14 protein-coding genes are annotated in these 18,082 nt (G+C 69.7%); 6 read left to right on the top strand and 8 right to left on the bottom strand.

Features of this window, described 5'->3' with window-relative positions:
- Window positions 1-47: 47 nt before the first annotated feature.
- From ACV229_RS07235 to ACV229_RS07215, 5 genes are all read left to right on the top strand, one after another.
- On the top strand, window positions 48-812 hold the full coding sequence (locus tag ACV229_RS07235) for an SDR family NAD(P)-dependent oxidoreductase (RefSeq protein ID WP_448082434.1): 765 nt from the start codon (window positions 48-50) through the stop codon (window positions 810-812).
- Window positions 813-951: 139 nt separating this feature from the next.
- Window positions 952-1,995, top strand: a complete 1,044-nt coding sequence (locus ACV229_RS07230; protein WP_448082433.1) for a TRAP transporter substrate-binding protein — start codon at window positions 952-954, stop codon at window positions 1,993-1,995.
- 4 nt (window positions 1,996-1,999) lie between these two features.
- Window positions 2,000-3,859, top strand: coding sequence for a TRAP transporter large permease (locus ACV229_RS07225; protein WP_448082432.1), 1,860 nt, complete (start codon window positions 2,000-2,002; stop codon window positions 3,857-3,859).
- A 112-nt stretch (window positions 3,860-3,971) separates the two neighbouring features.
- Window positions 3,972-5,951 (top strand): transketolase, encoded by a 1,980-nt coding sequence (tkt, locus tag ACV229_RS07220; protein ID WP_448082431.1) that lies wholly within the window; start codon window positions 3,972-3,974, stop codon window positions 5,949-5,951.
- Between the two features lie 29 nt (window positions 5,952-5,980).
- A complete protein-coding gene (locus ACV229_RS07215) occupies window positions 5,981-6,940 on the top strand; it encodes a D-2-hydroxyacid dehydrogenase (protein WP_448082430.1) in 960 nt (319 codons plus the stop codon).
- A 141-nt stretch (window positions 6,941-7,081) separates the two neighbouring features.
- Here ACV229_RS07215 and ACV229_RS07210 read toward each other — a convergent pair whose 3' ends face one another.
- From ACV229_RS07210 to ACV229_RS07180, 7 genes are all read right to left on the bottom strand, one after another.
- Entirely contained in the window at window positions 7,082-8,008 is a 927-nt protein-coding gene (locus ACV229_RS07210) for an SMP-30/gluconolactonase/LRE family protein (protein ID WP_448082429.1), read from the bottom strand.
- A 65-nt stretch (window positions 8,009-8,073) separates the two neighbouring features.
- Window positions 8,074-9,093: an L-arabinose ABC transporter permease AraH gene (gene araH, locus ACV229_RS07205; protein WP_448082428.1), complete on the bottom strand. Its 1,020-nt coding sequence runs from the start codon at window positions 9,091-9,093 to the stop codon at window positions 8,074-8,076.
- 167 nt (window positions 9,094-9,260) lie between these two features.
- Complete coding sequence (gene araG / locus ACV229_RS07200; RefSeq protein WP_448082427.1) at window positions 9,261-10,832, bottom strand: L-arabinose ABC transporter ATP-binding protein AraG; 1,572 nt, start codon at window positions 10,830-10,832, stop codon at window positions 9,261-9,263.
- Between the two features lie 21 nt (window positions 10,833-10,853).
- On the bottom strand, window positions 10,854-11,858 hold the full coding sequence (locus tag ACV229_RS07195; protein WP_448082426.1) for an arabinose ABC transporter substrate-binding protein: 1,005 nt from the start codon (window positions 11,856-11,858) through the stop codon (window positions 10,854-10,856).
- Window positions 11,859-11,952: 94 nt separating this feature from the next.
- On the bottom strand, window positions 11,953-12,894 hold the full coding sequence (locus ACV229_RS07190) for a Gfo/Idh/MocA family protein (protein WP_448082425.1): 942 nt from the start codon (window positions 12,892-12,894) through the stop codon (window positions 11,953-11,955).
- 100 nt (window positions 12,895-12,994) lie between these two features.
- Complete coding sequence (locus ACV229_RS07185; protein WP_448082424.1) at window positions 12,995-13,924, bottom strand: dihydrodipicolinate synthase family protein; 930 nt, start codon at window positions 13,922-13,924, stop codon at window positions 12,995-12,997.
- A gap of 49 nt (window positions 13,925-13,973) precedes the next feature.
- The gene (locus ACV229_RS07180; protein WP_448082423.1) at window positions 13,974-15,725 is read right to left on the bottom strand and encodes an IlvD/Edd family dehydratase; all 1,752 of its coding nucleotides are present in this window, start codon (window positions 15,723-15,725) and stop codon (window positions 13,974-13,976) included.
- 116 nt (window positions 15,726-15,841) lie between these two features.
- Between ACV229_RS07180 and ACV229_RS07175 the strand changes: the two genes are divergently transcribed.
- The gene (locus ACV229_RS07175) at window positions 15,842-16,792 is read left to right on the top strand and encodes a LysR substrate-binding domain-containing protein (protein ID WP_448082422.1); all 951 of its coding nucleotides are present in this window, start codon (window positions 15,842-15,844) and stop codon (window positions 16,790-16,792) included.
- Window positions 16,793-16,976: 184 nt separating this feature from the next.
- Here the strand turns inward: ACV229_RS07175 and ACV229_RS07170 are convergent, their stop codons facing one another.
- The gene (locus ACV229_RS07170; RefSeq protein WP_448082421.1) at window positions 16,977-18,008 is read right to left on the bottom strand and encodes a LacI family DNA-binding transcriptional regulator; all 1,032 of its coding nucleotides are present in this window, start codon (window positions 18,006-18,008) and stop codon (window positions 16,977-16,979) included.
- Window positions 18,009-18,082: the final 74 nt, after the last annotated feature.

The following is an 18,082-nucleotide window of genomic DNA, read 5'->3' as shown; positions in this document are numbered from 1 at the left end:
CCCACACACACAATCCATACGATCTACCCTTATCAGGAGAACCCATCATGTCCGAATCGCGTCTTCTCGACGGCAAGGTCGCCGTCATTTCCGGTGCCGCATCCCCGCGCGGGATCGGCATGGCCACCGCGCGCATGTTCGCGAAGCACGGCGCGCGCGTCGCGATCCTCGACCTCGACGCGGCCGCCGCGCGCGACGCAGCCGCGTCGATCGGGCCGGAGCATCGCGGCTATGCGTGCGACGTCACGGACCAGCACGCGTGCAAGCAGGCGGCCGAGCAGATCGTCGCCGATTTCGGCCAGATCGACGTGCTGATCAACAACGCGGGCATCACGCAGCCGGCGCAGCTGCTCGACATCGACCCGCAAAGCTGGGACCGGATCCTCGACGTGAACCTGCGCGGCGTGCTGTACCTGTCGCAGGCGGTCGTGCCGCAGATGAAGAAGCAGCGCTCGGGCGCGATCGCGTGCATGTCGTCGGTGTCCGCGCAGCGCGGCGGCGGCATCCTCGGCGGGCCGCACTACTCGGCTGCGAAAGCCGGCGTGCTGGGCCTCGCGAAGGCGATGGCGCGCGAGTTCGGCCCGGCCGGCATCCGCGTGAACTGCGTGACGCCGGGCCTGATCCAGACCGACATCAACGCCGGCAAGATCCCCGACGACAAGCGCGGCGACATCCTCGCGGGCATTCCGCTCGGCCGTCTCGGCGTGCCGGACGATGTCGCGGGCGCGTTCCTGTTCCTGTCGTCCGACATTTCGTCGTACCTGACGGGCGCGGTGATCGACGTCAACGGCGGGATGCTGATCCACGGCTGACGAGCCGAGCCGCGGCCCCGCGCCGACAGCGCGGGGGCCGCCGCAAGCGCGCCGACATGGCGCGCCGCCCGGCAAACACGCCGCAGAGCGCGTTGCCTCGGACGACACGATAACGACTACCACATTGGAGGAAGACATCATGACGATCGATTCGAAAGCAGCCAAAGGCATCGACCGGCGCACGTTCCTGAAGGCGGGCGCAGCGGCGGCCGCGGCGGTGCCGCTCTGGGGCGTGTCGACGCGTCGCGCGTTCGCGGCCGACTTCAACTACAAGCTCGCGACCGGCCAGGACCCGACGCACCCGGTCAACGTGCGCGCGCAGGAAGCGCTGAACCGCATTCGCGAAGCAACCGGCGGGCGGCTCGACATCAAGCTGTTTCCGCAGAACCAGCTCGGCTCCGACACCGACCTGCTGTCGCAGGTGCGAAGCGGCGGGGTCGAGTTCTTCAACCAGGCGTCGTCGATCCTCGCGACGCTGACGCCCGCTGCCGGCATCGTCAACACCGGTTTCGCGTTCCAGAACTATGACGCGGTGTGGCGCGCGATGGACGGCGATCTCGGCGCGTTCGTGCGCGCGCAGATCGAGAAGTCGGGCATCGTGTCCGTGTCGCGCCCGTGGGACAACGGCTTCCGCCAGATCAGCTCGTCGACGCGCGTGATCCGCAAGCCGGAAGACCTGAAAGGCTTCAAGATCCGCGTGCCGCAGGCGCCGATGCTGACGTCGATGTTCAAGGCATTCGACGCCGGCCCCGCGCCGATCAATTTCAACGAGCTGTATTCCGCGCTGCAGACCGGCGTCGTCGAAGGCCAGGAGAACCCGCTGCCGATCATCGCGACCGCGAAGCTGTACGAGGTGCAGAAGTCGATCAGCCTGACGTCGCACGTGTGGGACGCGTACTGGATTCTCGGCAACCGCCGCGCCTGGGAGCGCCTGCCCGCCGACATGCGCGCGATCGTCACCCGCGAGTTCGAGCGCGCGGCGCTGTTGCAGCGTGCGGACATCGCGCGCCTGAACACGTCCCTGCGCGCCGACCTGACGGCCAAGGGCATCACGGTCGTCGACGTCGATCACGACGCGTTCCGCAACGCGCTGCGCAAGACGAGCTTCTACAGCGACTGGAAGGCCAGGTACGGCGCCGAAGCATGGGCGCTGCTCGAAAAGAACGTAGGCAAGCTGGTGTAAAGCGATGACGACGATCCTGCTCCCGCACCCGGCGCCGCGCCGCATCGCCGGTGCCCTCGACACGCTGCTCGGCCACCTGGTCGAGATCCCCGCCGCGATCCTCGTCGTTGCCGAGATCGTCGTGCTGCTCGCCGGCGTCACGAGCCGCTACCTGCTGCACGCGCCGCTCGTCTGGTCCGACGAGCTCGCGTCGATGCTGTTCCTGTGGCTCGCGATGCTCGGCGCGGTCGTCGCGCTGCGGCGCGGCGAGCACATGCGGATGACCGCGCTCGTCGGCAAGGCGTCGCCGGGCGTGCGCGCGTTCCTCGATGTCGTCGCGATCGCCGCGCCGCTCGCGTTCCTCGTGCTGGTGATCGGGCCGGCCGTCGATTTCGCGCAGGACGAGGCGTTCATCACGTCGCCCGCGCTCGAGATCCCGAACAGCTGGCGCGCGGCCGCGCTGCCGGTCGGCACGACGCTGATGGCGCTCGTCGCGTGCCTGCGGCTGATCCGCAGCGCGAACTGGCACCTGACGCTCGGCGCGATCGCGGCGGTCGCGGCGATCGCCGGCGGCTTCGTCGTCGCCGCGCCGGTGCTGCAGGACCTCGGCAACGTGAACCTGCTGATCTTCTTCGTCGGCCTGGTCGCGGTCGCGGTGCTGTCCGGCGTGCCGATCGCGTTCTCGTTCGGGCTCGCGACGTTCGGCTATCTCGCGCTCACGACCAGCACGCCGCTCGTCGTGGTCGTCGGCCGCATGGACGAAGGGATGTCGCACCTGATCCTGCTGTCGGTGCCGCTGTTCGTGTTCCTCGGCCAGCTGATCGAGATGACCGGCATGGCCGCGGCGATGATCGCGTTCCTCGCGAGCCTGCTCGGCCACGTGCGCGGCGGCCTGTCGTACGTGCTGGTCGGCGCGATGTACCTCGTGTCGGGCATCTCCGGCTCGAAGGCGGCCGACATGGCGGCGGTGGCGCCCGTGCTGTTCCCCGAGATGAAGGCGCGCGGCGCAAAGCCCGGCGACCTCGTCGCGCTGCTCGCGGCAACCGGCGCGCAGACCGAGACGATTCCGCCGAGCCTCGTGCTGATCACGCTCGGCTCGGTCACCGGCGTGTCGATCTCCGCGCTGTTCACGGGCGGCATGCTGCCGGGCATCGTGCTCGCGATCACGCTGTGCGCGGTCGTCTGGTGGCGCTACCGCGGCGACGACCTGTCGAACGTGAAGCGCGCGAGCCGCGCCGAGGTGCTGCGCAAGCTGCTCGTCGCGATTCCCGCGCTCGCGCTGCCGTTCGTGATCCGCGCGGCCGTCGTCGAAGGTGTCGCGACCGCGACCGAAGTGTCGACGATCGGCATCGCGTACTCGGTCGTCGCGGGCCTGCTGATCTACCGGCGCTTCGAATGGCGGCGGCTCAAGCCGATGCTGATCGACACCGCCGCGCTGTCCGGCGCGATCCTGCTGATCATCGGCGCGGCCACCGGCATGGCGTGGGCGCTCACGCAGTCCGGCTTCTCGGGCCAGCTCGCGAGCGCGATGGCCGGCCTGCCTGGCGGCGCCGCGATGTTCATGGCCGCGTCGATCGTCGCGTTCGTCGTGCTCGGCAGCGTGCTCGAAGGCATTCCGGCGATCGTGCTGTTCGGCCCGCTGATGTTCCCGATCGCGCGGCAGATGGGCATCCACGACGTCCACTATGCGATGGTCGTGATCCTGTCGATGGGCGTCGGCCTGTTCGCGCCGCCGTTCGGCGTCGGCTACTACTCGGCCTGCGCGGTCAGCCGCATCAATCCCGACGAAGGGATGAAGCCGATCGTCGGCTACATCGCCGCGCTGATCGTCGGCCTGATCGTGGTCGCCGCGGTGCCGTGGATCTCGATCGGCCTGCTGCATTGATCCCGCGTCCTCGCGCTTCCGACGATCCGCGCGAGGACATCCGCTTCCCTTTCCCCGCAACGCATATCGTGCGCGCCGTCCGCGACCGGACGGCGCCGAGGAGTCCTGCATCATGTCCGTTCCCGCCACCCCGCCGCTCGCCGATGCGATCCGCTTTCTCGCGATCGACGCGATCGTGCGCGCCGGCGAAGGCCACCAGGGCGTGCCGCTCGGCATGGCCGAAATCGCGACCGCGCTGTTCACGCGCCACCTGAAGTTCAATCCGGCCGATCCCGCGTGGCCCGACCGCGACCGCTTCGTGCTGTCGAACGGCCATGGCTCGATGCTGCTGTATGCACTGCTGCACCTGACCGGCTACCAGCGCATCGATCTCGACGCGATCAGGTCGTTCCGCGAGTTCGGCTCGCACTGCGCGGGCCACCCGGAATACGATCCCGCGGCCGGCATCGAGATCACCACGGGGCCGCTCGGCCAGGGGATCGCGAACGCGTTCGGGATGGCGGTAGCCGAGGCGTACCTGAACGCGCGCTTCGGCGACGGCATCGTCGATCACTACACGTACGCGTTCGTCGGCGACGGCTGCCTGCAGGAAGGCGTCGGGCAGGAGATGATTTCGCTCGCCGGCCATCTGCGACTCGGCAAGCTGATCCTGTGCTGGGACGACAACCGCATCACCGACGACGGCAGCACCGCGCTGTCGATTTCCGAGGACGTCGCCGAGCGGTTTCGCGTCGCCGGCTGGCACGTCGTCGACGTCGACGGTCACGACATCGACGCGGTGTCGGCGGCGCTCACGCTCGCGCGCCGCGACCCGCGGCCGTCGATGATCGCGTGCCGCACCGACATTGCGCGCGGGATTGCGCGCCTGCAGGGCCAGCGCGGCGGGCATAGCGGACGGCTCTACGACGCCGACGCCGACGCCGCACGCCGCGACCGCGGCTGGCCGCATGCGCCGTTCGAGATTCCGGACGACGTGCTGTCCGCATGGCGTGCAGCCGGACGGCGCAGCGAAGGCGAGTATCTCGCATGGCGCGCGCGGGTCGCCGCGCTGCCGGCCGCCGAGCGCGCCGAATTCGAGCGCGTGATCGCAGGCGATCTGCCCGACGGCTGGCAGGACGTGCTCGAGCGCTACCGCCGCGACGCGATCGATTCCGGCGAAGCGCAGGCCGGCATCATGATTTCCGCGGAGCTCAACGACCTGCTCGCGCCGGTGCTGCCGGAACGCATGGTCGGCTGCGCCGACCTCGAAGCGCCGACGAGCCACAAGCGCAGCCTGCACGCGTTCACCGCCGCGGACCGCGCGGGCGCGTACGTGCATTGCGGGATCCGCGAGCACCTGATGGGCGCGATGGCGAACGGGATGGCCGCGCACGGCGGCGTGATTCCGCTCAGCGTCACGTATCTCGCGTTCTCGGACTACGAACGGCCGGCGATGCGGATGGCCGCACTGATGGGGCTGCCCGTCAAGTTCGTGTTCAGCCACGATTCGATCGGCGTCGGCCGCAACGGCCCCACGCACCAGCCGGTCGAGATCCTCGCGTCGCTGCGCGCGATGCCGAACATGCGCGTGTTCCGCCCTGCCGATGCGGTCGAGGCCGCCGAATGCTGGGCGCTCGCGTACCGGCATCGCAGCGGGCCGAGCACGCTCGTGTTCGCGCGCCAGACACTGCCGCTCGTGCGCCAGGCGGCCGGCCCCGGCAATGCGTGCGAGCGCGGCGCGTACGTGCTCGCCGAAGCGGAGGTGGGCGCGCGGCGCGTCACGCTGATCGCGACCGGCTCCGAAGTCGCGCTCGCGCTGGCCGCGCGAGCGCGGCTGCAACAGGACGGCATCGGCGCCGCCGTCGTGTCGATGCCGTGCTGCGAGCTGTTCGACGAACAGGACGCCGCGTACCGGCAAAGCGTGCTCGGCACGGGCACGGTGCGCGTCGCGGTGGAAGCCGCCGTGCGCTTCGGCTGGGACCGCTACCTCGGCGACACCGGCGAATTCGTCGGCATGGCCGGCTTCGGCGCATCGGGGCCGGCCGACACGCTGTACGCGCACTTCGGCATCACGCCCGAGCACATCGTCGCCGCTGCGAAGCGGCATCTGTGAACCGCCACGTCATTCATCCAGTCACTGCCATGCATACGATCGTTTTCCTCGACCGCGCGACGCTCGCGCCGCAGATCACCCTGCCGTCGCCGGCATTCGCGCATCGTCTCGTCGAATACCCGGGCACGCGCGCCGAACAGGTGGTCGAACGCCTCGCCGGCGCGACCATCGCCATCACCAACAAGGTCGCGATCACCGCCGACATGCTCGCCGAATTGCCCGACCTGAAACTGATCGCCGTCGCGGCGACCGGCACCGACTGCGTCGACAAGGCCGCGTGCGCGCAGCGCGGCATCGCGGTCGCGAACATCCGCGGCTACGCAATCGACACCGTGCCGGAGCACACGTTCGCGCTGATCCTCGCGCTGCGGCGCAACCTCGTCGCGTATCGCGACGACGTGCTGCGCGGCGTCTGGCAGCAATCGGGACAGTTCTGCTTCTTCGATCATCCGATCCGCGACCTGTCGGGCGCGACGCTCGGCATCGTCGGCGAAGGCGTGCTCGGGCAGCGCGTCGCCGAACTCGCGAAGGCGTTCGGGATGCGGCCGCTGTTCGCCGCGCACAAGAGTGGCGGCACGGCCGGCATGCTCTACACGCCGTGGGAAACCGTGCTCGAAACCAGCGACATCATCACGCTGCATTGCCCGCTCACGCGCGACACGCGCAATCTGATCGCCGCGCCGGAATTCCGTGCGATGAAGCGCAAGCCGCTGATCATCAACACCGCGCGCGGCGGGCTCGTCAACGAGCACGATCTGGTCGAGGCGCTCGACGAAGGGCTGATCAGCGGCGCCGGGTTCGACGTCGCGTCGGCGGAGCCGCCGGCCGCCGACGATCCGATGATGCGCATCGCCGGCCGCCCGAACGTGATCCTGACGCCGCATGTCGCGTGGGCGTCGGACGACGCGCAGCAGGCGCTCGCGGATCAGTTGATCGGGAACATCGAGCGGTTCGTCGCCGGATCGCCGAGGAATCTGGTGCAGGGTTGAAGAAGGCGGCGCGCGGTGCGACGCGTGCCGGCCATCGCGCACGCTGCGCGGGTCCGTTCGCTGGAACGCAAGCGGCACGCGCCCGTGCCGCTTGCTTGGATCCGGAGGCCGCGAAGACGCGATGCCGCATCCGTAGTGCCGTCAACCGCGAGCCGCTCGCCTGAACGAAAAGCGCGCCGTCGGCAATCCCGCGTATCGCGTCTGCGCGACGAACACGCCGCCAGCGTGCGCGTCGTGCGCGAGCGCCGCGTCGTCCAGTCCGACGCGCGCACTCGTCACGTACAGGCGTCCTGCGTCGTCAAGCGCTACGCAACTCGGCTGCGCGGTCGGCACCGCGATCCGATCGGTCTCGACGCCGTCCGGCCCGTAGCGGACGACCCGACCCGCGCCCCATTGCGCATTCCACAGGCCGCCGTCGCGGTCGACCGTCGAGCCATCCGGTTCACCGTCCTTGTCCGTGAGCCGTGCGAACAGCCGCACGTTCGCCACGCCGCCATCCTTGCCATAGTCGCAGACGAGGATCTCGCGCGACGGCGAATCGCAGAAAACCATCCGCGATCCATCCGGCGAGAACGCGATGCTGTTCGCGATCGCAGCCGGCGGCAACGCGAGCCGTTCGAGCGTGAGGTCCGGGTTCAGGCGGTAGAAACCTCCGATCGCACGCGGCGCCGCGCCGCCGCCTTCGTCCTTCATCCCGAACACGAACGCGCCGTGCGGATCGCAGCGGCCGTCGTTGAACCGCGTCGGCAGGTCGGGCTCGACGTCGACGATCCGCGTGAAAGTCTCCGTGCGGAGGTCGAAAAACGCGAGATGCGTCGCGAGACCGACCAGCAGCACATCCGGCTCGTGGGTCAGCGCGAAGCACGCGAGGCGCTCAGGCATCGGCCAGCTCGCCGCGCCCGTGCCGTCCGCGCGCCATCGCCACAGCCGCGCGCCCTCGATGTCAGTCCAGTACAGCGCGCGCGTCGCATCGCACCACGTCGCGCCCTCGCCGAGCGTATTGCGGCAGTCCACGAGCAGCGTCGCCGATGTACCCGCCCCCGATGCCACCTGATTCTCCTGTTGCATGCTGTCTCCGGAATCCCTGTCTGCATTCGTGCGCAGCGGTGCGTCGCGGGTCCCCGGCTCGACCGTCAGACCCGCATCGCGCGGCGCTGATTGCGACGATACTGGTCGAACAGCACGGCAAGCAACAGAATCCCGCCGCGTATCAGATATTGGTAAAACGTCGGCACGTTCATCAGGCTCATTGCGTCCTGCACCGCGCCCATGATCAGCACGCCGACGAGCACGCCGGAGATCGTCGCGACGCCGCCCGTCAGCGACACGCCGCCGAGCACGCAAGCGGAAATTACGCCGAGTTCGAGGCCGACCGACGTCTTCGGGTCGCCGAGGCTCATCCGCGATGCGAGCATCACGCCCGCGAAGCCGGTCACGAGCCCCTGCAGCACGAACACGGTGATCTTGATGCGCATGACCGGCAGCCCCGCGAGCAGCGCCGCTTCGCCGTTGCCGCCGACGGCCAGCACGTTCTTGCCGAACACCGTCTTGCGCAGCAGGAAGCCGAACACGACGAAGCCGACGATGTTGCTCCAGATCGGGTACGAGATGCCGAGGAACGAACCCGAGCCGAGCTCGAAGAAGCGTTCCTCGGAGATCATCACCGCGTCGCCGTTCGACGTGATGAACGCGAGCCCGCGCACGACTTCCATCATCGCGAGCGTGACGATCAGCGAGTTGATCCGCCAGCGCGCGATCAGCACGCCGTTGACGAGCCCGACCGCGCCGCCCGCGAGCACGCCGGCCGCCGTGCCGAGCACGATGCTGTGCGTCGCGGTGATCAGCGTCGATGCGACGACGCCGGAAAACGCGACGATCGACGCGACCGACAGGTCGACCTCGCCGAGCGCGAGCACGAACATCATCGTCACCGCGATCGAGCCGATCAGCGTGACCGACAGCAGCAGGCCCTGGATGTTGCGCGGCGTGAGGAAATCCGGCACGGTCAGCGACAGCGCCGCGAACAGCACGACGAACACCATCACGATGCCGGAGCGGTTGATCAGGCTCCACACGCCGCCGCGCGCGCGTGCCGCCGGCGCGGGCGTGTCGGGGGAAGGGGAAGTGCCTTGAGGTTGCATGGCTTGGCTCATGTCGTTACGTCGTTTCCGTTCCGGTTTGGCTTCGGTCCTTCTGCGGTCCTTCTGCGGTCCTGCTTCGATTGCGCTGCGGCGTGCATTCGGCAGCCCTTCGGCTCCACGCCAGCGCCGCGTCGTACCTGCATCGGCTTCGCGCAGCCGCGCCGCCGCGATTCGCACCGCTACCGCGGCAGCGCGAGCCTGATCAGCGCATCGGGGCTCGCCTGCGCCTTCGTCATGCCGCCCGCGATCCGCCCTTCCTTCATCACGATGATCCGGTCCGACACGCCGATCACCTCGGCGAGATCGCTCGACACGAGGATCACCGTGCGGCCTGCTTCCGCGAGTTCGTAGAACAGGTTGTAGATTTCCGCGCGCGCGCCGACGTCGATGCCGCGCGTCGGCTCGTCCATCAGGAACACGTCGATGCGTTCGGCCAGCCAGCGCGCGAGGATCACCTTCTGCTGGTTGCCGCCTGACAGCGCGCCGATCGGCGTGTCGCCGTCGCGGGTCTTGATCGCGAGCCGCTCGATATAGCGCTGCGCGAGCGCGCGTTCGCGCCGCGGTGCGAGCAGCATGCGCGCGGGGCTGAAATGCCGGCGCGCGCTGAGGTTCAGGTTGTCGGCGACCGACGCGATCGCGACGATGCCTTCCTGCTTGCGGTCTTCCGGGCACAGCGCGATGCCGGCGCGCACCGCGTCGCGCGGGCTCGCGAACGCGACGCGCCGCCCGTTCAGCTCGACGTGGCCCGCGCTCGGGCGCGCCGCGCCGTACAGCAGCTTCATCAGCTCCGAACGCCCCGCGCCGACGAGCCCGAAGAACCCGACGATCTCGCCGCGGCACGCGCTGAACGACACCGGCTCGGACAGCCCGGGCCCGGCCAGCCCTTTCGCCTCGATCAGCACGTCGCCGGCCGCGCGCGGCCGGTAGCCGTACACGTCCGCGATCGGGCGGCCGACCATGCAGCCGATCAGCCGGTCGCGGTCGAGGCCGGCCACCGAGTCGAAGGTCTCGATGCGCCGGCCGTCGCGAAACACCGTCACGCGGTCGCACAGTTCATAGACCTCCTCCATCCGATGCGTGACGTAGATGATCGCGCGGCCGTCCGCACGCAGTGCGCGGATGATCCGGAACAGCTGCGCGGTCTCGCGCGCGGACAGCGAACTGGTCGGCTCGTCGAACGCGATCACGCGCGCGTCGCGCATCAGCGCCTTGCCGATCTCGATCATCTGGCGCTGCCCGATCGACAGGTGCTTGACCGGCGTGTCGGGGTCGATGCGCTCGCCGAGCCGTTCGAGCTCGCGCATCGCGCGTGCAGCCAGCGCGCGCTCGTCGACCACGCCGAGCCGGTTCGGCAGCTGCCCGAGCATCAGGTTTTCCGCGACCGTCAGCTCCGGTACGAGATGCAGCTCCTGGTAGATGATCGCGATGCCGGCCTCCAGCGCCGCGCGGGTCGACGCGAATCGCTGCACGATGCCGTCCAGCGTCAGCGTGCCGGCCTGCGGCTGGTTCACGCCGGACAGCACCTTCAGCAGCGTCGACTTCCCTGCGCCGTTCTCGCCCATCAGCCCGTGCACCTCGCCCGCGCGCACCGACATCGACACCGCGTCGAGCGCGCGCACGCCCGGAAAGCTCACCGTGATGCCGTCGAGCGCCAGCAGCGCACCGCCCGCACCGGCGGCGCTCACGGCGCCGGCTCGCGCGGGCACCGCCGCGGCGCCCGCCTGCCCGTTCGTGATCGTGTCCGTCGTCATCGCCATCCTCGCCGGCCGTCGTCAGATGCCCAGCTCGGCGCGCACGGCCTGCCAGTTGCCGCGCGTCATCAGCTTGCCGCTCGTCTGCGTGTCGTCGGGCGGCGTCTTGCCGTTGCGAATCCAGTCGACGAGGTTCTGCGTGCTGTCCTTGCCGTGGTTCGTCGAGCTGACCGCGATCGTGCCGTAGAAACCGGTCGGCTCCTTCTTCTGGAACTCGGCGAACGCCTCGCCCGCGCCGTTGATGCCGACGCCGATCACGTCGGCGGCCGGGATGTGCAGCTGCTCGGTCGCACGCACCGCGCCGAGCACGGTTTCCTCGTTCAGCGCGAAGATCACCCACTTCTTCACGTTCGGATGCCGCGCGAGCACCGGCGCGGCGGCGCTGAAGCCGCCTTCGTCGTCGGTCGTCTTCTGCGGCGCGTCGAAGATGTTCTCGTTGCGGAAGCCGTTCGCGAGCAGCGCCTGCGTCGCGCCGTCGGTGCGCAGCTTCGCGGTCGGCAGCTCGTAGTTGGTCACGCGCAGCGCGCCGACCTCCTCCGGCTTCCAGCCGCGCTTCTTCATCTCGTCGGCGATCGCCTGGCCGACCTGGTTGCCGATCTTGGTCGCCGACATCCCGAGATGCGGCACGTTCGCGAGCGGCTTGCCGGACGAATCGACGAGCTGGTCGTCGACCGTCACGAACTTCATGTTGTAGCGCTTCGCGCGCGCCGCGATCGCGGGCCCGAGCCGCACGTCCGGCGCGCAGATCACGAAGCCCTGCGCGCCCTGCGAGCCGAGGTTGTCGATCGCGGCGAGCGTCTTCTCGCCGTCGGGCGTGCCGATCTTCACGACCGAGAAGCCTTCCTTCTGGCCGAGCGCCGTGGCCGCTTTCTGCTCGTTGATGAACCAGGCCTGCTCGGGCATCTTCACGAGAAAGCCGATCTTGAGCGGCGCATCGGCGCGGGCGGCACCGTGCATGCCGAGCGGTGCGACGCACAGCGCCGCGAGCGCGGCGCGCAGGGTCAGTCGACGGATCGTGCGGGTCATGTCGTGTCTCCTTGTTTCAGGTCGTTGGCGACCGTGGTGTCGGTATGGGTGTGTCGTGCCCGATGGCGGTGAAGCGTGTTGCGGGACTGTCCGGTCAGCGGCCGAACGCGTCCGTCTCGATGCGGCGGCCGAACAGGAACGCGTCGGCGACGAGCCGCAGCGGCCGCGCATCGACATCGCTGTCGCGCCGGGAAATCAGTTCGTGAAAGCGCGCGTACAGCGCCGGATATTCGCGCTGCGGCGCCAGCGCGACCGGGTCGCCCGCGATCGACAGCTGCGCGCCGCCGTTGCTGATCGCGAGCACGCCGTCCGCGGTGTCGACCGCGATCTCCCACTGCTCGACCGGGCCGTGCCGCCAGTCGAATTCGGCGCGCACCGGCACGCCGCCGGTATCGACGCAGTCGAGCTCGGCCGCGATCGGCGTCTGCGCGTCGCTCGGCACGAACAGGCGCGCGGAAGCCAGCACCAGTTCGCGCGGCAGGATCTGCGTGACGATCGACAGCGCGTTGATGCCCGGATCGAACACGCCGAGGCCGCCGGGCTCCCAGATCCACTGCTGGCCCGGATGCCAGCGCCGCACGTCCTCTTTCCAGCGTACCTGGACCGCGCGGATCGGGCGCGACGCGAGCCACGCGCGCGCCGGCTCGACCGCGCTCGCGTAACGCGAGTGCCAGGTCGCGAACAGCGTGCGGCCGCGCGCGTGCGCGAGCGCCTGCAGCGCGGCCACTTCGCCGAGCGTCGCGCCCGGCGGCTTCTCGAGCATCACGTGCTTACCCGCTTCGAGCGCGGCGCGCGCCTGCGCATAGCGCACCTGAGGCGGCGCGCACAGCGACACCGCGTCAAGATCCGGTTCGGCCGCGAGCAACGCGTCGAGGTTCGGATAGTTCCGCACACCGGCGACTTCCGCGTGGCGGCTCGCGCACGCGGCCAGCGCGAAGCCCGTCTCGGCGGCGATCGCGGGCAGATGCTGGTCACGGGCGATCTTGCCGATGCCGACGACGCCCAGCGTATAAGCGGTGTTCGATGTGGTGTTCATCGTGTGCTCCTCATGGCCGGCAGCGATGCAGTTTTCATCGCGTGCTCTTCATGGCCGGCGGCGACGCGCTTTTCATCATGTGTTCCTCACGGCCGGCAGGTCAGCGCGCCCAGCGCAGCACGAGCGGATCGAGCCGGCGCGCGATCGCGACCAGTTCGGCGCGCGTGTCCGGATGCAGGTCCGGCAACGGGTGCCGCGGCCGCTCGCACGCGATCACGCCGCCCTCGCGCATCAGCGCCTTCGCGGCGAGCAATCCCGCCTGGCGGTTCTCGTGATTGATCAGCGGCAGCCACTGCGCGTAGCGCGCATACGCGTCGTCGATGCGCCCTTCGCGATGCGCGACGAGGATCGGCCGCAGGCCGTCCGGATACGCGCCTCCCGTCATCGCGCCGGTCGCGCCGGCGTTCAGGTCGGCGAGCAGCGTGATCGCCTCCTCGCCGTCCCACGGCCCTTCGACCGCGTCGCCGCCGAGCCGGATCAGCTCGCGCAGCTTGTTCGCCGCGCCCGGCGTCTCGATCTTGAAGTACGCGACCTGCTCGATCTCGCGCGCCATCCGCGCAAGAAACGGCGCGGACAGCACGGTGCCGCTCGCCGGCGCATCCTGGATCATGATCGGGATGTCGAGCGCGTCCGACACGCGTGCATAGAAGGCGAAGATCTGCGGCTCGGGTACGCGGAACGTCGCGCCGTGATACGGCGGCATCAGCATCACCATCGACGCGCCGAGGTCCTGCGCGCGGCGGCTGCGGGCGGCGCAGACGTCCGAGCTGTAGTGCGACGTCGTCACGATTACCGGCACGCGGCCCGCGACGTGCTCGAGAACCGTGCGCGCGAGCGTGTCGCGCTCGTCGTCCGCTAGTGCGAACTGCTCGGAAAAGTTCGCGAGAATGCACAGCCCGTCGGCGCCCGCGTCGATCATGAAATCGACCGCGCGTTTCTGGCTCGCGAGATCGAGCGCGCCGGTCTCGGTGAACGTCGTCGGCACGACGGGGAAGATGCCACGGTAGCGCGGGGAACGGCTGAGTGTCATGGTCGGGTCCTGGTCTGGAATACGCCGGGAGCGGGCCGGCACGTCCGCGTCAATGCGAATGGCTCGGCACCGCCGCGCCGCGCTGGCCGACCAGGAAGTCGAGGTCGCAGCCTTCGTCGGCCTGCAGCACGTGATCGATGTACAGCCGCGTGTAGCCGCCCTTGCCGAGCTGCCCGGCGACACCCGGCGCGGCGGCCGGGTCGACGTCCGACAGCCGGCGTTCCAGCTCGTCGTCGCCGATGTCGAGATGCAGCGTGCCCGCGTCGCAGTCGAGTTCGATCCAGTCGCCGGTGCGCACCGCCGCGAGCGGTCCGCCCGCGGCCGCTTCCGGCGCGACATGCAGCACGACCGTGCCGTACGCGGTGCCGCTCATCCGCGCATCGGAGATCCGCACCATGTCCTTCACGCCCTGCCGCAGCAGCTTCGGCGGCAGGCCCATGTTGCCGACCTCGGCCATCCCCGGATAGCCGCGCGGGCCGCAGTTCTTCAGCACGAGCACCGAACTCGCGTCGACGTCGAGCGCTTCGTCGTTGATCGCGGCCTTGTAGTGGTCGAAGTTCTCGAACACCACCGCGCGGCCGCGATGCTTCAGCAACTCGGGGCTCGCCGCCGACGGCTTCAGCACCGCGCCGCGCGGCGCAAGATTGCCGCGCAGGATGCGGATGCCGCCGTCTGCGATCAGCGGCCGGTCGAGCGGGCGGATCACCTCATCGTCGTGGTTCGGCGCGTTGCGCACGTTGTCCCACAGCGTCCGGCCGTTGACCGTCAGCGCATCGGGGTGCGGCAGCAGCCCGCCCTCGCCGAGCCGGCGCAGCACGGCCGGCAGGCCGCCCGCGTAATAGAACTCCTCCATCAGGAAGCGGCCCGACGGCATCAGGTCGACGATCGTCGGCGTGTCGCGGCCGATGCGCATCCAGTCCTCGAGTTCGAGCGGCACGCCGAGCCGCCCCGCGATCGCCTTCAGGTGAATGACTGCGTTGGTCGAGCCGCCGATCGCCGCGTTCGCGCGGATCGCGTTCTCGAACGCGGCGCGCGTGAGCACCTTCGACAGTGTGAGCCCTTCGAGCGCCATCTCGACGATACGGATGCCCGACATGTGCGCGAGCACGTAGCGCCGCGCATCGACGGCCGGGATCGCCGCGTTGTGCGGCAGCGTGACGCCGAGCGCCTCCGCGAGGCAGGCCATCGTCGACGCGGTGCCCATCGTGTTGCAGGTGCCGGCCGAGCGCGACATGCCGGCTTCCGCCGACAGGAAATGATGCAGCTCGATCTCGCCCGCCTTCAGCGATTCGTGCAGTTGCCACACGGCCGTGCCGGAACCGATGTCCTTGCCGTCGAGCTTGCCGTTCAGCATCGGCCCGCCGGACACGACGATCGCCGGCACGTCGCAGCTCGCCGCGCCCATCAGCAGCGCGGGGGTGGTCTTGTCGCAGCCGGCGAGCAGCACGACCGCGTCGATCGGGTTGCCGCGGATCGCTTCCTCGACGTCCATCGACGCGAGATTGCGCGTCAGCATCGCGGACGGCCGCAGGTTCGATTCGCCGTTCGAGAACACCGGAAACTCGACCGGAAAGCCGCCGGCCTCGTAGATGCCGCGCTTCACGTGCTCCGCGAGCTTGCGGAAATGCGCGTTGCACGGCGTCAGTTCGGACCACGTATTGCAGATGCCGACGATCGGCCGGCCGTCGAACTCGTGATCGGGGATGCCCTGGTTCTTCATCCAGCTCCGGTACATGAAGCCGTTCTTGTCCGTCGTGCCGAACCATTGGGCGGAGCGCAGCTTGGGCTTGGTTGCCGACATCGTCTGTCCTGTGTGAGACGGGGATATCGGCGCAGTCTAGGGAGAATTTTGATAACCTACCAATGACGTTTTCAATGCCTGCGATATCACTTTCCACATCGATATAAACCCGTACGATGCCAGACGCCAGCCCGTGGGAACCCCGCACCCGCCTGAAGACGCGCCAGCTGCTGCTGGTCGTCGCGCTCGCCGACGAAGGCAGCATCCATCGCGCGGCGGCCGTGCTGAACATGACGCAGCCGGCCGCGTCGAAGCTGCTGCGCGAGCTCGAGGACACGATCGGCGCGGTGCTGTTCGAGCGCCTGCCGCGCGGAATGCGGCCGACGCTGTACGGCGACGCGCTGATCCGCCATGCGCGCGCGGCGCTCGGCAGCCTCGACCAGGCCCGCGAGGAGCTCGCCGCGCTGAAGTCCGGGCGCCTCGGGCACGTCGCGGTCGGCGCGATCACGTCGCCGGGCCTGCGGCTCGTGCCGCCGGCGGTCGCCGCCGTGAAGGGCACGCATGCGGGCGTCCACGTGTCCGTCGACATCGACACGAGCAACGTGCTGCTCGAACGCCTCGCGCAGGACAAGCTCGACATCGTGCTCGGCCGGCTCTCCGCGGAACACGACAAGCTGCACCTGCGCTATGAGCCGCTGACCGGCGAGCCGGTCGCCGCGGTCGTGCGGCCCGGCCATCCGCTGCTCGCGCGCGCGCCGCTCGCGCTCGCCGACGTGCAGCGCGCCGCGTGGGTCGTGCCGCCGGCCGGCAGCGTGCTGCGCCATCGCTTCGAGCTGATGTTCCAGCGCGCAAGCCTCGCGCCGCCGGCGAACGTCGTGGAGACGGCCGCGCTGCTGTTCATCACGCGCGTGCTGGAGCAGAGCGACATGATCGCGGTGCTCGCGGACGAGGTCGCGCGCTATTACGCGGGCCACGGCATCGTCGCGCTGCTGCCGCTGGAGATGGATTGCCGGATGGACGATTTCGGCATCATTACGCGCACCGACCGGCTGCATTCGCCGGCCGCGTCGGTGATGGTCGACGCGATCCGCGCAGCCGCACGGGAGGTGTACGGCGCGTCGGTGTGATGTGACGGGCGGGGAGGCGGTCGGCCGGCGATGCGTGCTCTTGCGCGGATTCCTGCCCTGATTTCGGCGCTGATTCCTGCCCTGATTCCTGCCCTGATTTCGGCGCTGACTACGGCGCCGGCCCCGGCCCCGGCTCCAACTCAGCCCCAACCCGCTCCACCCCGCTTCGGCCCCCGCTGCAGCACTACACCTTTCCCGCCGCAGGCACCCGCGCCGTCGTGCCTCGCACGACCAGGCGTGGCGTGGACGTCGTCCGCACCCATGGCACGTCGTCCGCCTGCCCGCCCTCCACCCTCAACGCGTTGAGCAGATCGACCGCCAGATCGGCCGCTTCGTCGATCGGCAGCGCGACCGTTGTCAGCGCGGGCCGCGTCTCGCTCGCAAGGTGGATGTTCGTGATCCCGACGATCGACAGATCCTCGGGCACGCGCCGGCCCCGCTCCGCCGCCGCGTGCATCGCGCCGATCGCGGGCAGGTCGTTGGTCGCGAACAGCGCGGTGAGCGCCGGATGCGCGTCGAGCAGCCGGCCCGCGGCACGCACGCCGCCTTCGATCGTGTCGGGCTCGCACGCGACGCGCGACGCATCGAGCCCCGCGTCGCGCATTGCGTCGACGAAGCCGTCGTAGCGCGCGGCCTGCACGCCGTTCGCCGAGCCGCCGACGATCACGCCGATCTCCCGATGGCCGAGCCCGAGCAGATGACGCGTCGCGATCCGCCCCGCCTCGCGGAAGTCGACCGCGACGCACGGCAGTGCGTCGGGCGGCGCTTCAGGTCGCTCCCACATGCACAGCACGACCGGCACGCCGCGCCGCGTCGCATCGAGCAGATCCGGCAGATGCAGGTTCGCGTTGGTCACGAGGATGCCCTCGGAGATCGTCCCGGCGATCTGGTCGAGATACGCGCGCCCTTCCGACGGATCGTCGTTCGTATTGCAGACGATCAGGAACTGGCCGTTGCGGCGCACCGCGCGCTCGACCGCAAGCGCGAATTCCGGGTAGAACGGGTTCGCGATGCTCGACACCATCAGCGCGACCGTCGGCGCGCGCCCTTCCGCCAGCGCCCGTGCGGCGAGGTGCGGACGGTAGCCGAGCGCGCGCACCGCTTCCAGCACCCGCGCACGCGTCGCTTCGCCGACGCGGCCGCGATTGCGCAGCACGTTCGACACTGTCGCGGCCGTCACGCCGGCACGCCGCGCGACTTCGTTCAGCGTGGTCATGACTTCACTCAGTATTTGGGACGTCGATTCAGTATTTGCTTCGCATCACGAAGTGGCGCACCATCGCCGCACAT

The sequence above is a fragment of the Burkholderia sp. MR1-5-21 genome, assembly GCF_053427715.1.
This window is presented reverse-complemented; position numbering and strand designations above follow the sequence as displayed.